General features: G+C 54.6%; 14 protein-coding genes. 11 read left to right on the top strand and 3 right to left on the bottom strand.

The window, feature by feature from the left end; all coding sequences use genetic code 11:
* Positions 1-186 precede the first annotated feature (186 nt).
* The 5 genes from aqpZ (at position 187) to ACIPDS_RS00570 (ending at position 7,009) form a co-directional block, all read left to right on the top strand.
* Positions 187-879, top strand: a complete 693-nt coding sequence (gene aqpZ, locus ACIPDS_RS00590) for an aquaporin Z (RefSeq protein WP_166515050.1) — start codon at positions 187-189, stop codon at positions 877-879.
* A 260-nt stretch (positions 880-1,139) separates the two neighbouring features.
* On the top strand, positions 1,140-2,039 hold the full coding sequence (locus ACIPDS_RS00585; protein WP_400731930.1) for a lysine exporter LysO family protein: 900 nt from the start codon (positions 1,140-1,142) through the stop codon (positions 2,037-2,039).
* 147 nt (positions 2,040-2,186) lie between these two features.
* Positions 2,187-3,839: a hydroxylamine reductase gene (hcp, locus tag ACIPDS_RS00580; RefSeq protein ID WP_400731929.1), complete on the top strand. Its 1,653-nt coding sequence runs from the start codon at positions 2,187-2,189 to the stop codon at positions 3,837-3,839.
* Positions 3,840-3,849: 10 nt separating this feature from the next.
* Positions 3,850-4,818: an NADH oxidoreductase gene (gene hcr, locus ACIPDS_RS00575; RefSeq protein WP_400731927.1), complete on the top strand. Its 969-nt coding sequence runs from the start codon at positions 3,850-3,852 to the stop codon at positions 4,816-4,818.
* A 562-nt stretch (positions 4,819-5,380) separates the two neighbouring features.
* Positions 5,381-7,009 (top strand): FAD-NAD(P)-binding protein, encoded by a 1,629-nt coding sequence (locus ACIPDS_RS00570; protein ID WP_400731926.1) that lies wholly within the window; start codon positions 5,381-5,383, stop codon positions 7,007-7,009.
* A gap of 216 nt (positions 7,010-7,225) precedes the next feature.
* On the opposite strand, the gene ACIPDS_RS00565 is transcribed toward ACIPDS_RS00570, so the two are convergent.
* Positions 7,226-7,660, bottom strand: a complete 435-nt coding sequence (locus ACIPDS_RS00565) for a DoxX family protein (protein WP_400731924.1) — start codon at positions 7,658-7,660, stop codon at positions 7,226-7,228.
* Between the two features lie 152 nt (positions 7,661-7,812).
* On the opposite strand from ACIPDS_RS00565, the gene poxB reads away from it, so the two are divergent.
* From poxB to ACIPDS_RS00545, 4 genes are all read left to right on the top strand, one after another.
* Complete coding sequence (poxB, locus tag ACIPDS_RS00560) at positions 7,813-9,531, top strand: ubiquinone-dependent pyruvate dehydrogenase (RefSeq protein ID WP_400731922.1); 1,719 nt, start codon at positions 7,813-7,815, stop codon at positions 9,529-9,531.
* A gap of 38 nt (positions 9,532-9,569) precedes the next feature.
* Positions 9,570-10,571 (top strand): low-specificity L-threonine aldolase, encoded by a 1,002-nt coding sequence (ltaE, locus tag ACIPDS_RS00555; protein WP_400731920.1) that lies wholly within the window; start codon positions 9,570-9,572, stop codon positions 10,569-10,571.
* A gap of 10 nt (positions 10,572-10,581) precedes the next feature.
* Positions 10,582-12,027, top strand: a complete 1,446-nt coding sequence (locus tag ACIPDS_RS00550) for a DUF2867 domain-containing protein (RefSeq protein WP_400731918.1) — start codon at positions 10,582-10,584, stop codon at positions 12,025-12,027.
* Between the two features lie 87 nt (positions 12,028-12,114).
* Positions 12,115-13,128, top strand: coding sequence for an NAD(P)-dependent oxidoreductase (locus ACIPDS_RS00545; RefSeq protein ID WP_166515041.1), 1,014 nt, complete (start codon positions 12,115-12,117; stop codon positions 13,126-13,128).
* A 1-nt stretch (position 13,129) separates the two neighbouring features.
* On the opposite strand, the gene ACIPDS_RS00540 is transcribed toward ACIPDS_RS00545, so the two are convergent.
* Together ACIPDS_RS00540 and ACIPDS_RS00535 are read right to left on the bottom strand one after the other, a co-directional pair.
* Positions 13,130-13,966, bottom strand: coding sequence for an N-acetylmuramoyl-L-alanine amidase (locus ACIPDS_RS00540; protein WP_166515040.1), 837 nt, complete (start codon positions 13,964-13,966; stop codon positions 13,130-13,132).
* Positions 13,963-14,286 carry a heavy metal-binding domain-containing protein gene (locus tag ACIPDS_RS00535; protein WP_062775055.1) on the bottom strand — a complete coding sequence of 108 codons (324 nt, stop codon included), beginning with the start codon at positions 14,284-14,286 and terminating at the stop codon, positions 13,963-13,965. Before ACIPDS_RS00535 ends, ACIPDS_RS00540 begins: the two co-directional genes overlap by 4 nt.
* Positions 14,287-14,449: 163 nt before the next feature.
* Between ACIPDS_RS00535 and ACIPDS_RS00530 the strand changes: the two genes are divergently transcribed.
* Positions 14,450-14,965 carry a lipoprotein gene (locus ACIPDS_RS00530; protein WP_400731915.1) on the top strand — a complete coding sequence of 172 codons (516 nt, stop codon included), beginning with the start codon at positions 14,450-14,452 and terminating at the stop codon, positions 14,963-14,965.
* Positions 14,966-15,274: 309 nt separating this feature from the next.
* A complete protein-coding gene (gene artP / locus ACIPDS_RS00525) occupies positions 15,275-16,003 on the top strand; it encodes an arginine ABC transporter ATP-binding protein ArtP (protein WP_166515038.1) in 729 nt (242 codons plus the stop codon).
* Positions 16,004-16,011 lie beyond the last annotated feature (8 nt).

Below are 16,011 nucleotides of genomic sequence, written 5' to 3'. Positions count from 1 at the left end.
AAAGAATGAATTGCCTAAGGAATAACACCACATTGTTTTGTATCAAAGTTCACGTCTTTATTTAACTGGTTAAAGGATGCCGTTAGTTTCTAAAATAGCGCGGACTATACCTGCCCCCCTTTTTTGGCAGGTATAAATTCTGTCGTCATCCTTTGTGACGATACTATTTTGTGATTCGAGGTGGTTATGTTTAGAAAATTGGCTGCGGAGTGCTTCGGCACCTTCTGGCTGGTATTTGGTGGTTGCGGTAGCGCGGTTCTGGCTGCAGCGTTTCCAGAATTAGGGATTGGTTTTGCGGGTGTCGCACTGGCATTCGGTTTAACCGTTCTGACGATGGCTTATGCCGTAGGTCATATTTCTGGCGGTCACTTTAACCCGGCCGTAACCCTGGGTCTGTGGGCTGGCGGTCGTTTCCCGGCAAAAGAGGTGATTGGTTATATTATCGCGCAGGTTGTCGGCGGTATTATTGCTGCGGCTATTTTGTACCTCGTTGCCAGCGGTAAAGCGGGCTTCGATGCGGCTGCGAGCGGTTTTGCCTCTAACGGTTACGGCGAGCACTCTCCGGGCGGTTTCTCTATGCTTTCCGCTATCGTGATTGAAATCGTACTGACCTGTGGTTTCCTGATTGTTATCCACGGTGCGACCGATAAAAATGCACCGGCAGGCTTCGCGCCTATCGCTATCGGCCTGGCGCTGACCCTGATTCACCTGATCAGCATTCCGGTCACTAACACCTCCGTTAACCCAGCGCGCAGTACCGCAGTTGCCATCTTCCAGGGCGGCTGGGCGCTGAACCAGCTGTGGCTGTTCTGGGTAATGCCAATTATTGGCGGTATCCTGGGTGGCCTGATTTATCGCACGCTGCTGGAAAAGAAATAAGAGTCTGGTAGACCGGATAAGGCGAAAGCCGCCATCCGGCAATCTGCGCCGTTGTGCCTGATGGCGCTACGCTTATCAGGCCTACAAGCATGTAGCCCGGGCGAGGCGTTCACGCCGACCCCGGGGGCTCGGTGCATCATCCGCCTACCCTCGCAAAGACCCGGATTCTCCGGGTCTTTCTTTTTTCGTGGCTTTACTCAGAATACTGTTTTAGGTAGTGTCTGTGCGCGATTTCAATACTGCAAGGAACAGTGTCAGCCATGTTATCTGGATTGCTCATCATTCTGGTGCCGCTCATTATCGGCTACCTTATTCCCCTGACCCACCGTGGCGCACTTGGGCTGATTAATCGCCTGTTAAGCTGGATTGTGTACCTTATTCTCTTCTTCATGGGGATAAGCCTGGCATTTCTGGATAATCTGGCTTCAAACTTGCTGGATATTTTCCACTATTCCGCCATCAGCATTGTCGTTATTCTCGTCTGTAATACCGCCGCGCTCCTGTGGCTGGAAAAAATCCGCCCGTGGGGTCACCCTAAACATCAGGAGAAATTACCCTCCCGTTTAGCCATGGCGCTGGAATCATTAAAACTGTGTTTCGTGGTAGTAACCGGTTTTGTTCTGGGACTGAGCGGCCTCTCCTTTTTACAACACGCCACCGCTGCCAGCGAATATACGCTGATCTTCCTGCTGTTCCTGGTGGGTATTCAATTGCGTAATAGCGGTATGACGCTTCGCCAGATTATTCTAAACCGCCGCGGGATGCTGATTGCGCTGGTTGTCGTCGCCAGCTCAATGGTCGCAGGCGTCATTAATGCCTTTCTGCTCGACCTGCCGATTAAAACCGGTCTGGCGATGGCCTCCGGTTTTGGCTGGTACTCCCTGTCCGGTATTCTGCTGACCGATGCCTTCGGCCCGGTTATCGGCAGCGCCACCTTCTTTAACGATCTGGCGCGTGAGCTGGTCGCCATCATGTTGATTCCAGGCCTGGTCCGTCGCAGTCGTTCCACCGCCCTTGGCCTGTGCGGCGCAACATCTATGGACTTCACCCTCCCCGTTCTACAACGCTCCGGCGGCGTAGAGATGGTGCCTCCCGCCATCGTTCACGGTTTTGTTTTAAGCCTGCTGGTGCCTATCCTGATGGCCTTTTTCACCGCCTGATACCTCTCTGGCGGTAGCTCCGGCTGCCGCCAAAATTGCGCTAAATCAACCTCTCTTTAAGTTGCACTAAAAATGCCTTTTCAAGGCTTACCTCCAGGCTTACCCTTTAACATGTATATTAAATATAACTTTAAAAAAGGTGTGACCATGTTTTGTGTGCAATGTGAACAAACCATTCGTACTCCGGCAGGAAACGGCTGCTCTTACTCACAGGGTATGTGCGGGAAGACGGCTGAAACATCCGATCTGCAGGATCTGCTGATTGCTTCTCTGCAAGGTCTGTCCGCATGGGCGGTGAAGGCTCGTGAATACGGCATCATCAGCCACGAGGTGGATAACTTCGCCCCGCGCGCGTTCTTCTCTACGCTGACTAACGTCAACTTCGACTCACCCCGCATCGTGGGCTACGCACGTGAAGCGATTGCCCTGCGCGAAGCGCTGAAAGCGCAGTGTCTGACCGTGGATGCGCACGCCTCCGTTGATAACCCAATGGCCGATCTGCAGCTCGTAAGCGACGATCTTGGCGCGCTGCAACAACAGGCGGCGGAATTTACCCCGAATAAAGACAAAGCGACCATCGGCGAGAACATCCTCGGCCTGCGTCTTCTGTGCCTGTACGGTCTGAAAGGTGCGGCAGCTTACATGGAGCACGCCCACGTTCTCGATCAGTACGACAACGACATCTACGCGCAGTACCACAAAATCATGGCGTGGCTGGGTACCTGGCCTTCCGATATGAACGCTCTGCTGGAGTGCTCAATGGAAATCGGCCAGATGAACTTCAAAGTGATGAGCATTCTGGACGCCGGTGAAACCACTAAATACGGTCATCCGACGCCAACTCAGGTCAACGTGAAAGCGACCGAAGGCAAATGTATTCTGATTTCCGGGCACGACCTGAAAGATCTGTACAACCTGCTGGTACAAACCGAAGGCACCGGCGTGAACGTCTATACCCACGGTGAAATGCTACCAGCTCACGGTTACCCGGAACTGCGTAAATTCAAACATCTGATCGGTAACTACGGCAGCGGCTGGCAGAATCAGCAGGTGGAATTTGCCCGCTTCCCTGGCCCAATCGTGATGACCTCTAACTGCATCATCGACCCAACCGTTGGCGCTTACGACGACCGTATCTGGACGCGTAGCATCGTCGGCTGGCCAAACGTAAGCCACCTGGAAGGTGATGATTTTGGCCCGGTTATCGCACAGGCCCAGCAAATGGCGGGCTTCCCGTACAGCGAAATCCCACACCTCATCACCGTCGGTTTCGGTCGTCAGACTCTGCTGGGTGCCGCGGATTCGCTGATTGATCTGGTGAGCCGCGAAAAACTGCGTCACATCTTCCTCGTCGGCGGCTGTGACGGCGCGCGCGGCGAACGTAACTACTTCACCGACTTCGCCACCAGCGTACCGGACGACTGTCTGATCCTGACTCTGGCCTGCGGTAAATACCGTTTCAACAAACTGGAATTCGGCGATATCGAAGGTCTGCCGCGTCTGATTGATGCCGGTCAGTGTAACGATGCGTACTCTGCCATCATCCTGGCGGTCACGCTGGCTGAGAAACTGGGCTGTGGCGTGAACGATCTGCCGCTGTCTCTGGTGCTTTCCTGGTTCGAACAAAAAGCCATCGTCATTCTGCTGACCCTGCTGTCTCTGGGCGTGAAAAACATCGTCACCGGCCCAACCGCACCAGGCTTCTTTACGCCGGATCTGCTGGCTGTTCTCAACGAGAAATTCGGTCTGCGTTCCGTGACCACCGTTGAAGAAGACATGAAGCAGCTGCTGAACGCGTAAGGAGTAAAAAATGACAATGCCAACTCATCAGTGCCCATGGCGGATGCAGGTTCATCACATCCATCAGGAAACGCCGGACGTATGGACGATTTCGTTGCTATGCCACGACGCCTATCCTTACCGCGCCGGACAGTATGCACTGGTCAGCGTGCGTAATTCAGCGGAAACCCTGCGCGCCTACACCATCTCTTCAACACCGGGCGTGAGCGAGTACATTACGCTGACCGTCCGTCGTATTGATGATGGTGCGGGTTCACAGTGGCTGACCCGCGACGTGAAGCGCGGCGATTATATCTGGCTGTCCGATGCGATGGGTGAATTCACCTGTGACGATAAAGCACAAGACAAGTTCCTGATGCTGGCCGCCGGCTGTGGCGTGACGCCTATCATGTCGATGCGTCGCTGGTTGGCGAAGTACCGTCCGCAGGCCGACGTACAGGTCATCTTCAGCGTTCGTTCACCGGAAGATGTGATTTTTGCCGACGAATGGCGTCAGTATCCGGTCACCCTGGTGGCAGAAAACAACGCTACCCACGGTTTTGTGGCTGGTCGCCTTGGCACCGAGCTGTTAAAAAGCGTACCGGATCTGGCCTCTCGCACCGTAATGACCTGCGGCCCCGCGCCGTATATGGATCAGGTGGAAAAAGAGGTGAGGGCGCTTGGCGTCACCCGCTTCTTTAAAGAGAAGTTCTTCACGCCGGTCGCTGAAGCGGCCACCAGCGGCTTGAAGTTCACCAAGCTGCAACCGGCAAAAGAGTTTTACGCACCGGTCGGCACCACGCTACTGGATGCGCTGGAAAGCAACAACGTTCCCGTGGTTGCCGCATGCCGTGCGGGCGTTTGCGGTTGCTGTAAGACGAAGGTGATCTCCGGTGAGTATACGGTCAGCAGCACGATGACGCTGACCGACGCGGAAATTGCTGACGGGTTTGTACTGGCATGCTCGTGTCACCCGCAAGGGGATTTGGTGCTAGCGTAGTGACGTTTTGATGTCACAAAAGCCGCCCAGGCTAGCCGGGCGGCTTTTTTATTACCGCAATGAATGGATTATGGGTTGTCAGCGTTCTTTTCGCCTGTACATTGAACAAAATATATCCAGAAACATACATACACCGCTAACTAATTCCTGTAAGGTGAGTATTCAACTCACCCGGCCGGAGGGGATATCCCCAACATCCAGTTTAAGTGCCAGGTGTGTTCGAACAAAAAGTTCTATTTCACGACCTTTAGTTCTGACTTATCACAACCACATGGTGCAGTATGTTCCCAATGCGGAACACGTCTCACCGCCATTTCATGCATACCTAAACCAATACGGAGCCGGTGGCAAAAGAAGGTTGTTTAGAAGAAGGCCTCATTAGAGGCTTTCTCTGGAACCCTCGCCTGGCAAGGCCGACGCCCCGTGATGCTCTCCCTTCCTCCGCCATATTCCGAATCCAGCAGCCTCCCCCGCAAAAAAGCGAACATAAACATTTCACCCATCAATTTTTCAACCACACTTAACGTTCACAGACCGATCAATTTTTCAAAAAAGGAATCTTATGAAAAAAGTCGCTATCGTCGGCACCGGCCCTACAGGGATCTACACCTTTCATGCGCTGATCGAACGCGGTGAACCGCTGGCTGTGCAGCTTTATGAGCAAGCCGAACAGGCGGGCGTCGGTATGCCCTACAACAATGAACATAATTCCGAACATATGCTGGCAAATATCGCCAGTATTGAGATCCCGCCGATTGAGATAAGCTACCTGACGTGGCTACAAAACCAAAGCGATGAGTACCTGGCGCAATTTGGCGTGGAACGCACCGCACTCCATGAACGGCAGTTTTTGCCGCGCGTGCTGCTTGGTGACTATTATCGCGATCGCTTTTTATTCCTTGTCGATAAAGCGCGGGAGGCCGGATTTGAGGTTTCTGTCTATGAATCCAGCGAGGTCACCGACCTGCGCGCGAACCCGGACGGGATCTCAGTGTGGGTAAACCACGCCTCGCAGCCCGTTGATGTCGATTTTGCCGCTATCGCCACCGGGCACCTGTGGCCGGAAACGGATAAACCCTCGCGACAATACTTCCCAAGCCCGTGGACCGGCCTGATGGACGCGAAAATTAGCGCCTGCCGGGTAGGCATTCTGGGCACCTCGCTCAGCGCTATCGACGCGGCGGTCGCCGTGGTATGCCAACACGGCACTTTTACCACCGAGGCTGACGACACCATCCGCTTTACGCGCAAACCCGGCAGCGAAAACCTGAAACTGACCCTGATGTCGCGCACCGGCGTGCTGCCTGAAGCCGATTTTTACTGCCCGCTACCCTATGAACCGCTGACGGTCGCCACTGAAGACGCCATCGAACGCCTGATTGCACAAGGTCAAAATGGATTATTGGATCGCATTTTCGGGCTTATTGTAAAGCAGTTGCAGGAAGCGGCACCGCAGTGGAGCGAGCTGATTGGCCTTGAAACGCTCACCGCCGATACCTTCTCTGACGCCTGTTTTGCCGAACGCATTCACCACGACCCGTTTGACTGGGCGAGGTTCAATTTGCTGGAAGTAGAACGTAATAAGCAACAACAACATACGGTGGCATGGCGCTATACCCTGCTGCGGCTGCATGAAGTTATCGAAGATATCGTGCCGCATCTTGATGAGGCTGACCGCGCACGCTTCAAACGCGGGCTGTCGCGGGTATTTATCGATAACTATGCCGCCATTCCCTCTGAGTCTATTCGTCGGCTGCTGGCGCTACATGATGCCGGGCTGATTGAGATAGTGGCATTGGGAACGGAGTATGAACGCAAAAACGAGCAGGGAAAAACGGTTATCTATCATGATAATCAGCGCCGTGAATTTGACGTTTTTATTGATGCCCGTGGGCAAAAAGCCCTGAAAAGTAAAGATATCCCCTTCCCCTCGCTGCGTGAACAGCTTCTGGCCTGCGGGGATGACATCCCGGATATCGGTGAAGATTACACTCTGCAAGCGCCGGAAAATGCCCGGGGCCGCATTGCCTTTGGTGGGCTGCCCTGGTTAATGCACGACCGTCCGTTTATTCAGGGGCTGGTGGTTAGCGCGGAAATTGGCGCGGCGATGGCAAGCGCATTGGCGAAAAGCGCGGTGAGGCGTCGACGAAACTGGTGGGGCAATGAGGAGAGGGATTTCCCATCGGATTAAATAAAGCGGCTAACTTATTGCACTATAAAGAAATCAGCACAGTACGATCCCCTCTCCCCTATGGGGAGAGGGCTAGGGTGAGGGGGTGAACGGGTGACAAAAGAAAGAGAATTATCTTTAATATCAGCGCTGTAACCCTCACCCCAACCCTCACCCTTAAATAGGGAGAGGGGGCTTACCGTGCCAATATTGGGATTTTGCCCATGTCTCACTCGGCTAGCGCCAAGCGGAATTATTCCCCAGCGCATATTTCCCCGCGCCGATAAACGCAATGGCCAGTGCAGCAATAAAGAAATAGACCAGGCTTTCAATCGCCCATGCCCCGGTTTTATCCAGCGCGCCGGTTTTATCAAGCCCAACCATCAACCAGGCCACCACCATAGTCAACGCCAGCACCAGCGCCGCGGGGCGCGTTAGTACGCCGATGATAAGCAGAATGGGCGCCACCACCTCGCCCACCAGCACGCCGTAGGCGATAAAGCCCGGCAGCCCTTTTGCCACCAGCATCGTGCTGATACCGTCGACGCCGTCAAACAGCTTGTGCAGACCATGAAATAGCATCAATCCACCGACGGCAACGCGGAGTAAAAACTTACCAAAATCCTCATGTGACAAAAGGCGATTAACTGAATTTAATAATGTTGCGATCATTTTAATAATTTCCCTGTTTTTCCCTGTAGAACACCACGTTAATGGTTATCACTTACAAAATATACCTGCTGAAAATAAGGGCATTATTCCGGCGAAACGACAAGATTCATCTAAACTTGTAACCGGTATCACATTTAAGGAGAAGGACAACCATGAAACAGACCGTAGCCAACTACATCGCCAAAACCCTTGAACAAGCCGGAGTAAAAAGAATCTGGGGTGTGACGGGTGACTCCCTGAACGGACTCTCCGACAGCCTGAACCGGATGGGCACCATTGAATGGATGCCGACACGACACGAAGAGGTCGCCGCGTTCGCTGCCGGAGCCGAAGCACATCTGACGGGCGAACTGGCGGTGTGCGCGGGTTCATGCGGGCCGGGAAACCTGCATCTTATCAACGGGTTATTCGACTGTCACCGCAACCATGTTCCGGTGGTGGCGATTGCGGCGCATATTCCGTCGAGCGAAATCGGCAGCGGTTATTTTCAGGAGACGCATCCGCAAGAGTTGTTCCGCGAATGCAGCCACTATTGCGAGCTGGTGTCATCCCCGGAGCAAATCCCTCAGGTATTGGCTATCGCTATGCGTAAAGCGGTGTTGAACCGTGGCGTATCGGTGGTGGTGTTGCCGGGCGACGTGGCGCTGAAAGCCGCGCCGGAAAGCGCCAGCACGCATTGGTATCCTGCGCCGCAGCCGGTGGTCACGCCCAATGAAGATGAGTTGAAAAAATTAGCCCAGCTGCTGCGTTATTCCAGCAACATCGCGCTGATGTGCGGCAGCGGCTGTGCCGGGGCGCATAAAGAGCTGGTGGAATTTGCCGGCAAGCTGAAATCACCTATTATCCACGCGCTGCGCGGCAAAGAGCACGTCGAGTACGACAATCCGTATGACGTGGGCATGACCGGGCTGATTGGTTTTTCCAGCGGTTTCCATGCCATGATGAACGCCGACACGCTGATCCTGCTCGGCACCCAGTTCCCCTATCGCCCGTTCTATCCGACGGACGCTAAAATCATCCAGATCGATATCAACCCGGCCAGCATCGGCGCGCACAGTAAGGTGGATATGGCGCTTATCGGCGACATTAAATCCACCCTCACCGCCCTGTTGCCGCATCTGGAAGAAAAAACCGACCGGAAGTTCCTCGATAAAGCGCTCAGTGATTATCGCGATGCGCGTAAAGATCTCGACTCTCTGGCAAAACCCAGCGATAAAGCCATTCATCCGCAGTATCTGGCGCAGCAAATCAGCCACTTTGCCGCAGAAGATGCCATCTTCACCTGTGACGTCGGTACGCCCACCGTGTGGGCCGCGCGCTATCTAAAAATGAACGGCAAACGCCGCCTGATTGGATCATTTACCCACGGCTCAATGGCTAACGCCATGCCGCAAGCGCTGGGCGCGCAGGCCACCGCTCCTGACCGTCAGGTCGTAGCCATGTGCGGCGATGGCGGCTTTAGTATGCTGATGGGCGATTTTCTCTCCGTCGCGCAAATGAAGCTGCCGGTAAAAATCGTGGTGTTTAACAACAGCGTGCTGGGCTTTGTCGCCATGGAGATGAAAGCCGGTGGCTACCTGACCGACGGCACCGAACTGCACGACACCAATTTTGCGCGTATCGCGGAAGCCTGCGGTATTACCGGTATTCGCGTGGAGAAATCGGCAGACGTGGACGAAGCGCTGCAGCGCGCCTTTAGCATCGACGGCCCGGTACTGGTTGACGTGGTGGTGGCCAAAGAAGAGCTCGCCATGCCGCCGCAGGTAAAACTGGAGCAGGCCAAAGGGTTTAGCCTGTATATGCTGCGCGCGATTATCAACGGGCGCGGTGATGAAGTCATTGAACTGGCGAAAACCAACTGGCTGAGGTAAAAATGATGGCATTCTTCTGAGTTTAAAAAGGAAATGCCGTGATTGATTTACGCAGTGATACCGTTACCCGCCCAACGCGCGCCATGCTTGATGCCATGGTCGCCGCACCGGTCGGCGATGACGTTTATGGCGATGACCCTACCGTCAACGCCCTTCAGCAGTACGCCGCCGAGCTGGCAGGTAAAGAGGCCGCCCTCTTCCTGCCAACCGGCACCCAGGCCAATCTGGTGGCGCTGCTCTCCCACTGCGAACGCGGCGAAGAATATATCGTTGGTCAGGGCGCGCATAACTACCTGTACGAAGCCGGCGGTGCCGCGGTGCTGGGCAGCATCCAGCCGCAGCCGATTGACGCCGCGTCTGACGGCACCCTACCGCTGGATAAAGTCGCCGCCAAAATCAAAGCCGATGATATTCACTTCGCCCGCACGAAATTACTGAGCATTGAAAACACCCATAACGGCAAAGTGCTGCCCCAGGCGTACCTGAAAGAAGCGTGGGAATTTACCCGCGAGCGCGGGCTCGCGCTGCACGTTGACGGTGCGCGTATTTTCAACGCTCTGGTCAGCTACGGCTGCGAACTCAAAGACATTGCCCAGTACTGCGACTCTTTCACCATCTGCCTTTCCAAAGGGCTGGGCACGCCGGTGGGTTCGCTACTGGTCGGTAGCCATGATTACATTAAACGCGCAAACCGCTGGCGTAAAATGACCGGCGGCGGGATGCGTCAGGCTGGATTCCTCGCAGCCGCTGGGATGTATGCGCTAAAAAATAACGTCGCACGTTTGCAAGATGACCACGACAATGCCGCCTGGCTTGCCGGGCAGCTACGCGAGATTGGCGCAGACGTCATGCGACATGACACCAATATGCTGTTTGTACGCGTGGGTGAGGCAAACGCCAGCGCGCTGGGCGCATTTATGCACCAACGCGGCGTACTGATTAACGCTTCGCCGATCGTGCGCCTGGTGACGCATTTAGACGTCAATCGTCAGCAGTTAGCTGAGGTTGTCGGCCACTGGAAAGCCTTTTTAGCCCGTTAAGGAGTTCGGCGTGTCACAGACGATTTTAATTTTTGGGGCCAGCGGCTATATCGGCCAGCATCTGGTCACCGAATTAAGCCAGCGCGGGTATACGGTGCGGGCGGTGGCACGTCGTATTGACCGGCTGCAAAAATTACAGCTGCCGGGGGTTACCTGCCATGCGGTTGATCTGGAGAAAAACAGCGATTTTTCGTCCCTGCTTCACGGCGTAGACACCGTTTATTATCTGGTTCACGGCATGGGCGAAAGCAAAGACTTTATCGCCCACGAGCGCCGGGTGGCGGAGAACGTGCGCGACGCGCTGCGCCAGACCCCGGTGAAACAACTGATTTTCTTAAGCTCGCTTCAGGCACCGGAGCATGAACAATCCGCGCACCTGCGCGCCCGGCAGTTGACCGGCGATATCCTGCGTGAGGCCGGCGTTCCGGTTAGCGAGCTGCGCGCCGGAATTATCGTCGGCGCCGGCTCTGCGGCGTTTGAGGTGATGCGCGATATGGTTTACAACCTGCCGGTACTGACACCGCCGCGTTGGGTACGCTCGCGCACCACGCCGATTGCGCTGGAGAACCTGCTGGTCTATCTGGTGGAATTGCTCAACCATCCAGCAACTGAGCACCGCGTGTTCGAGGCCGCCGGGCCGGAGGAGTTGACCTACCAGCAGCAGTTTGAGCATTTTATGGCGGTCAGCGGCCGTCATCGCTTGTTGATCCCTATTCCCTTCCCCACCAGTTGGATCTCGGTATGGTTTTTAAACGTCATAACGTCCGTGCCACCAACGATCGCCAAAGCGCTGATCCAGGGATTAAAGCACGATCTTCTGGCAGACGATCGTGAACTGCGCGCGCTCATCCCGCAAACGTTGATCCCTTTCGATGAGGCGGTGCGCCGCACGCTGGAAGATGAGAAAGAACTCGCTAACTCCAGCGACTGGGGCTACGACGCGCAGGCATTTGCCCGCTGGCGTCCAGAGTATGGATTTTTCGCCAAACAGGCCGGATTCACGATAAAAACCTCAGCAAGCCTGTCGGCGCTGTGGAAAGTGGTTAACCGCCTCGGCGGTAAAAAAGAGGGCTATTTCTTTGGTAATGCGCTGTGGAAAACGCGCGCAGCCATGGATCTTTTGGTCGGCCACCGGCTGGCAAAAGGCCGCCCCGAGCATCCTATGTTGCAGACCGGCGATAGCGTCGATAGCTGGAAGGTGATTATCGTTGAGCCGGAAAAAGCGCTAACCTTACTGTTCGGGATGAAAGCGCCGGGTCTGGGTCGTCTTTGCTTTACGATGGTCGATAAAGGTACGCATCGTGAACTCGACGTTCGCGCCTGGTGGCACCCGCACGGTATGCCAGGCTTAATCTACTGGTTACTGATGATTCCGGCCCACCTGTTTATCTTCCGCGGGATGGCCCGGAAAATCGCTCGTCTGGCAGAAGAAGAGACAAGAAAAAGTGCGCTTTAACACTTTTTTGTCTTAGTTTCCCATTGCATACGAGTGAAATAAACGGAAGAATGCGCACGAAACTCTTTTTTATCACTGTGGATTATTATGAAGGTACTGGTCACCGGCGCCACCAGCGGTTTAGGCAGAAATGCAGTTGAATATCTGCGTAACAAGGGCATTAGCGTCAGAGCGAGCGGTCGCAATGAAGCGATGGGCAAACTGCTGGAGAAAATGGGCGCAGAGTTCGTCCATGCTGACCTGACCGAGTTAGTTTCTTCTCAGGCCAAAGTGATGCTGGCGGGTGTCGATACCCTGTGGCATTGCTCAAGCTTTACCTCGCCGTGGGGCACACAAGCGGCGTTTGATTTAGCCAACGTCCGCGCGACCCGTCGTCTGGGTGAATGGGCCGTGGCCTGGGGCGTGCGTAACTTTATACATATCTCCTCGCCTTCCCTGTATTTCGATTATCACCACCACCGCGATATTAAAGAAGATTTTCGCCCACACCGTTTCGCCAACGAATTTGCACGCAGCAAAGCCGCCAGCGAAGAGGTGATACAACTGTTGGCCCAGGCTAACCCCAATACCCGCTTCACTATTTTGCGTCCACAGAGCGTCTTCGGCCCACACGACAAAGTGTTTATCCCGCGCCTGGCGCAGATGATGCATCACTACGGCAGCGTACTGCTCCCCCGCGGTGGCCATGCGATGGTCGATATGACCTATTACGAAAACGCCGTACACGCCATGTGGCTCGCCAGCCAGCCGCGCTGCGATAACCTGCCGTCTGGCCGCGCCTACAACATCACCAACGGTGAACCACGCACGCTGCGCAGCATCGTAGAGCGATTGATTGATGAGCTGGATATTTCCTGCCGTATTCGTTCGGTGCCTTATCCGATGCTGGATATGATTGCGCGCAGCATGGAGCGCTTTGGCGATAAAAAAGCCAAGGAGCCGTCGCTGACTCACTACGGCGTGTCAAAGCTCAACTTCGACTTCACGCTGGATATCAGCCGCGCGCGTGAAGAGCTTGGCTACGAACCGATTATCTCGCTCGACGACGGTATTATTCGTACCGCCGCCTGGCTTGAAGATCACGGGAAACTGCCCCGCTAGCTTAACCCTGCCCGTATTTTTCCAGCAGCGCTTCCGCAATGGCCTGGCTTTCGGCGTCAGCCACGCCATCCCAGCGCGTCGGACGGAAGTGCATCTGGAAGGCGGCAATCACTCTCATCTGTTGCATACGGGTCATCCCCGGCCTCACCTCATAACCGTAACGCGCTAACAGATCGAGCAGGTTGTTTGTTGACACCGGCGCGTGTGGCGCGCGTCCGTTAAGATAAAACGCCACGCGATTTTCATTTGGCCAGGCACCAATCCCCTGCTGCGCCAGCGACTGCCATGGGAACAGCGGGCCGGGATCGTCTTTACGCTGCGGCGCCACGTCGGAATGGCCCAGCACGTTCTCCGGCGGAATGTTGTAGCGTTTGATAATGTCTTTTGCCAGCGGGATAAGCGCCTGTATCTGCGCTGGTTCAAACGGCGTAAAGAACTTCGTGCCTTCTGTTTTTTGCCAGCCCTTATTCTCAAGCTCGATACCTATCGAGGTATCATTAATACGCGTAGCACCGCGCCAGAAGCTGACGCCCGCATGCCAGGCCAGTTCAGACTCCGGCACAAGCTGCCAGATGCGCGGTTTACCGCGCGTCAGCGGCGGCACGGCGGGGATCAGATAATGTACGCTGACCTGATCACCGGTAAGTGTCGTCAGCGAGACGTCAAAATCATCCGCAGTGTAGTGCAGCACCAGGATTTTGACACGAGGATAAGCCGCCGGGGCCGAACGGCTGGTATCCAGCACGTAGCCAGGTTTCTCAACGGTCGCTTTCTTCTCTTCCCCAGCACACCCTGCCAGCAATGCCGCCAGCATAAAAACCGTCAGAAAACGTTTCATCGGCGTGTTTTAACCGCCGTGCCGCTTACGCTCACCATCAGCATACTGCTGTCTTTCCCGACCGTTTCATAGTCGATATCGATGCCAACCACGGCATCTGCGCCCAGCGCTTTGGCCTGTTCGCCCAGCTCTTTAAACGCTATCTCGCGCGCTTTGCGCAGCTCTTTTTCATAGGCACCTGAACGGCCACCGACGATATCGCGAATACCGGCAAAAAAATCGCGGAAAATATTCGCCCCGAGAATCGCTTCTCCGGTAACGACGCCGCAATACTCGACAATAGACTGCCCTTCCAGAGTGGGGGTGGTGGAAAATTGCATGACTGGCTCCTTCTTTAACGTTCAATACCTTAGCTCAATGCGGTAAACGCATTATCGAACCGATTTGCTATGCTTGAAAAGGGATTACTCCATTATCGTATACATTAATCACGCCTGCTGCATGGCGTGATGAGTGTCGAGATTGCTAACAAGGAATCATTCTATGCGTTACACCAACCTTGCCCTTATTCTTCCTGCTGCGCTGTTTTTAAGCGCGTGTACCACCGTTACCCCGGCCTATAAAGATATTGGTACGCGCAGCGGACAATGCGTGGAAGGCGGCCCGGATACCGTGGCACAGAAGTTTTATAATGACCAGATCCAGCGCCGGACGCAGGACATTACCGCCCTGCGTCCGTATTTCACCGACAGCCTGGCAAAATTGCTTAACGACAGCAGCCAGGACGCCAGCAAACGTTCGCTGATGCAGTCCGGCCTGTTCTCCAGCAGCGCCACCACGCCTGACAGTGCGGATGTTGACAGCGCATCGACCATTCCGAATACCGATGCCCGTAATATCCCGCTGCGCGTGACGTTGAAACAGGGCTCACAGAGCTGGAAAGATGAAGTGTTGATGGTACGCGAAGGCCAATGTTGGGCCGTAGATGACGTGCGTTATCTTGGCAACAACAGCCATGCGCCAGCCGGCACTTTGCGTCAATCTCTCGAGAAACGTTAATATCGTGTTAACAAATTCTGTCTAACCGATTATTCCGGCAAAATGTCTGGCATTCTCTTTAGAATGCCGACATTTGTTCCCCTCGCCCACCCCGCCCGTTATTTTGTGCTAACTTTAAAAGAAAAGCTGGTTTATATTTAAGTTTTAACGCACAAATATTGCATAACTATTCTGTCAAAGGTACTATTTGCGGCCTCAATTGCTGATAATAAATCCATTATGGAGACCTTCAGCGCGAGACGGAATGCGGCAGCAGAGCTAGCACCTGGTCTTTCCAGGACGAAGACAACACATTCGTGACGGGTATCAATGAGCATTAAATTAGACGGCATTAACTGCTTTTATGGCGCACATCAGGCGCTGTTCGACATCACGCTTCAATGCCCAGAGGGTGAAACGCTGGTGCTGCTTGGCCCAAGCGGCGCGGGTAAAAGCTCACTGCTGCGCGTGCTGAATCTGTTAGAGATGCCGAAATCAGGCACCCTGGCGATTGCGGGTAACCATTTCGATTTTGCTAAAACCCCGTCTGACAAAGCGATTCGCGAACTGCGTCAAAACGTGGGAATGGTCTTTCAGCAGTATAATCTCTGGCCTCACCTGACGGTGGCGCAGAATCTTATTGAAGCGCCCTGCCGTGTGCTGGGCCTGAGCAAAGCGCAAGCGATGGCGCGCGCGGAAAAACTGCTGGAGCGTTTACGCTTAAAACCCTATAGCGACCGCTATCCCCTGCACCTCTCAGGAGGCCAGCAGCAGCGCGTGGCGATTGCCCGTGCGCTGATGATGGAGCCACAGGTTCTGTTATTTGATGAACCGACCGCCGCGCTCGACCCGGAAATCACCGCCCAGATCGTAAGCATTATTCATGAGCTGGCAGAAACCAACATTACCCAGGTAATTGTCACCCACGAGGTGGAAGTGGCGCGTAAAACGGCCAGCCGCGTGGTGTACATGGAAAATGGTTATATCGTCGAACAAGGCGATGCAAGCTGCTTTAGCAGCCCACAGACAGACGCATTCAGAAGTTATCTTTCTCACTGAGATTCAGG

Source organism: Kluyvera sp. NPDC087067 (genome assembly GCF_044745165.1).
Classification (GTDB): Bacteria; Pseudomonadota; Gammaproteobacteria; order Enterobacterales; family Enterobacteriaceae; genus Kluyvera.
Note: the sequence above shows the minus strand (reverse complement) of the source record. Positions and strands in the feature narration are given on the sequence as shown.

Bases quoted from the DNA above. Each gene is read 5' to 3' on its own strand.
- ACIPDS_RS00535 (WP_062775055.1), bottom strand. From the start codon at position 14,286: ATGCAATTTTCCACCACCCCCACTCTGGAAGGGCAGTCTATTGTCGAG.
- ACIPDS_RS00585 (WP_400731930.1), top strand. From the start codon at position 1,140: ATGTTATCTGGATTGCTCATCATTCTGGTGCCGCTCATTATCGGCTAC.
- poxB (WP_400731922.1), top strand. From the start codon at position 7,813: ATGAAACAGACCGTAGCCAACTACATCGCCAAAACCCTTGAACAAGCC.
- ACIPDS_RS00565 (WP_400731924.1), bottom strand. From the start codon at position 7,660: ATGATCGCAACATTATTAAATTCAGTTAATCGCCTTTTGTCACATGAG.
- ACIPDS_RS00570 (WP_400731926.1), top strand. From the start codon at position 5,381: ATGAAAAAAGTCGCTATCGTCGGCACCGGCCCTACAGGGATCTACACC.
- hcr (WP_400731927.1), top strand. From the start codon at position 3,850: ATGACAATGCCAACTCATCAGTGCCCATGGCGGATGCAGGTTCATCAC.
- aqpZ (WP_166515050.1), top strand. From the start codon at position 187: ATGTTTAGAAAATTGGCTGCGGAGTGCTTCGGCACCTTCTGGCTGGTA.
- ACIPDS_RS00530 (WP_400731915.1), top strand. From the start codon at position 14,450: ATGCGTTACACCAACCTTGCCCTTATTCTTCCTGCTGCGCTGTTTTTA.
- ACIPDS_RS00545 (WP_166515041.1), top strand. From the start codon at position 12,115: ATGAAGGTACTGGTCACCGGCGCCACCAGCGGTTTAGGCAGAAATGCA.
- hcp (WP_400731929.1), top strand. From the start codon at position 2,187: ATGTTTTGTGTGCAATGTGAACAAACCATTCGTACTCCGGCAGGAAAC.
- artP (WP_166515038.1), top strand. From the start codon at position 15,275: ATGAGCATTAAATTAGACGGCATTAACTGCTTTTATGGCGCACATCAG.
- ACIPDS_RS00540 (WP_166515040.1), bottom strand. From the start codon at position 13,966: ATGAAACGTTTTCTGACGGTTTTTATGCTGGCGGCATTGCTGGCAGGG.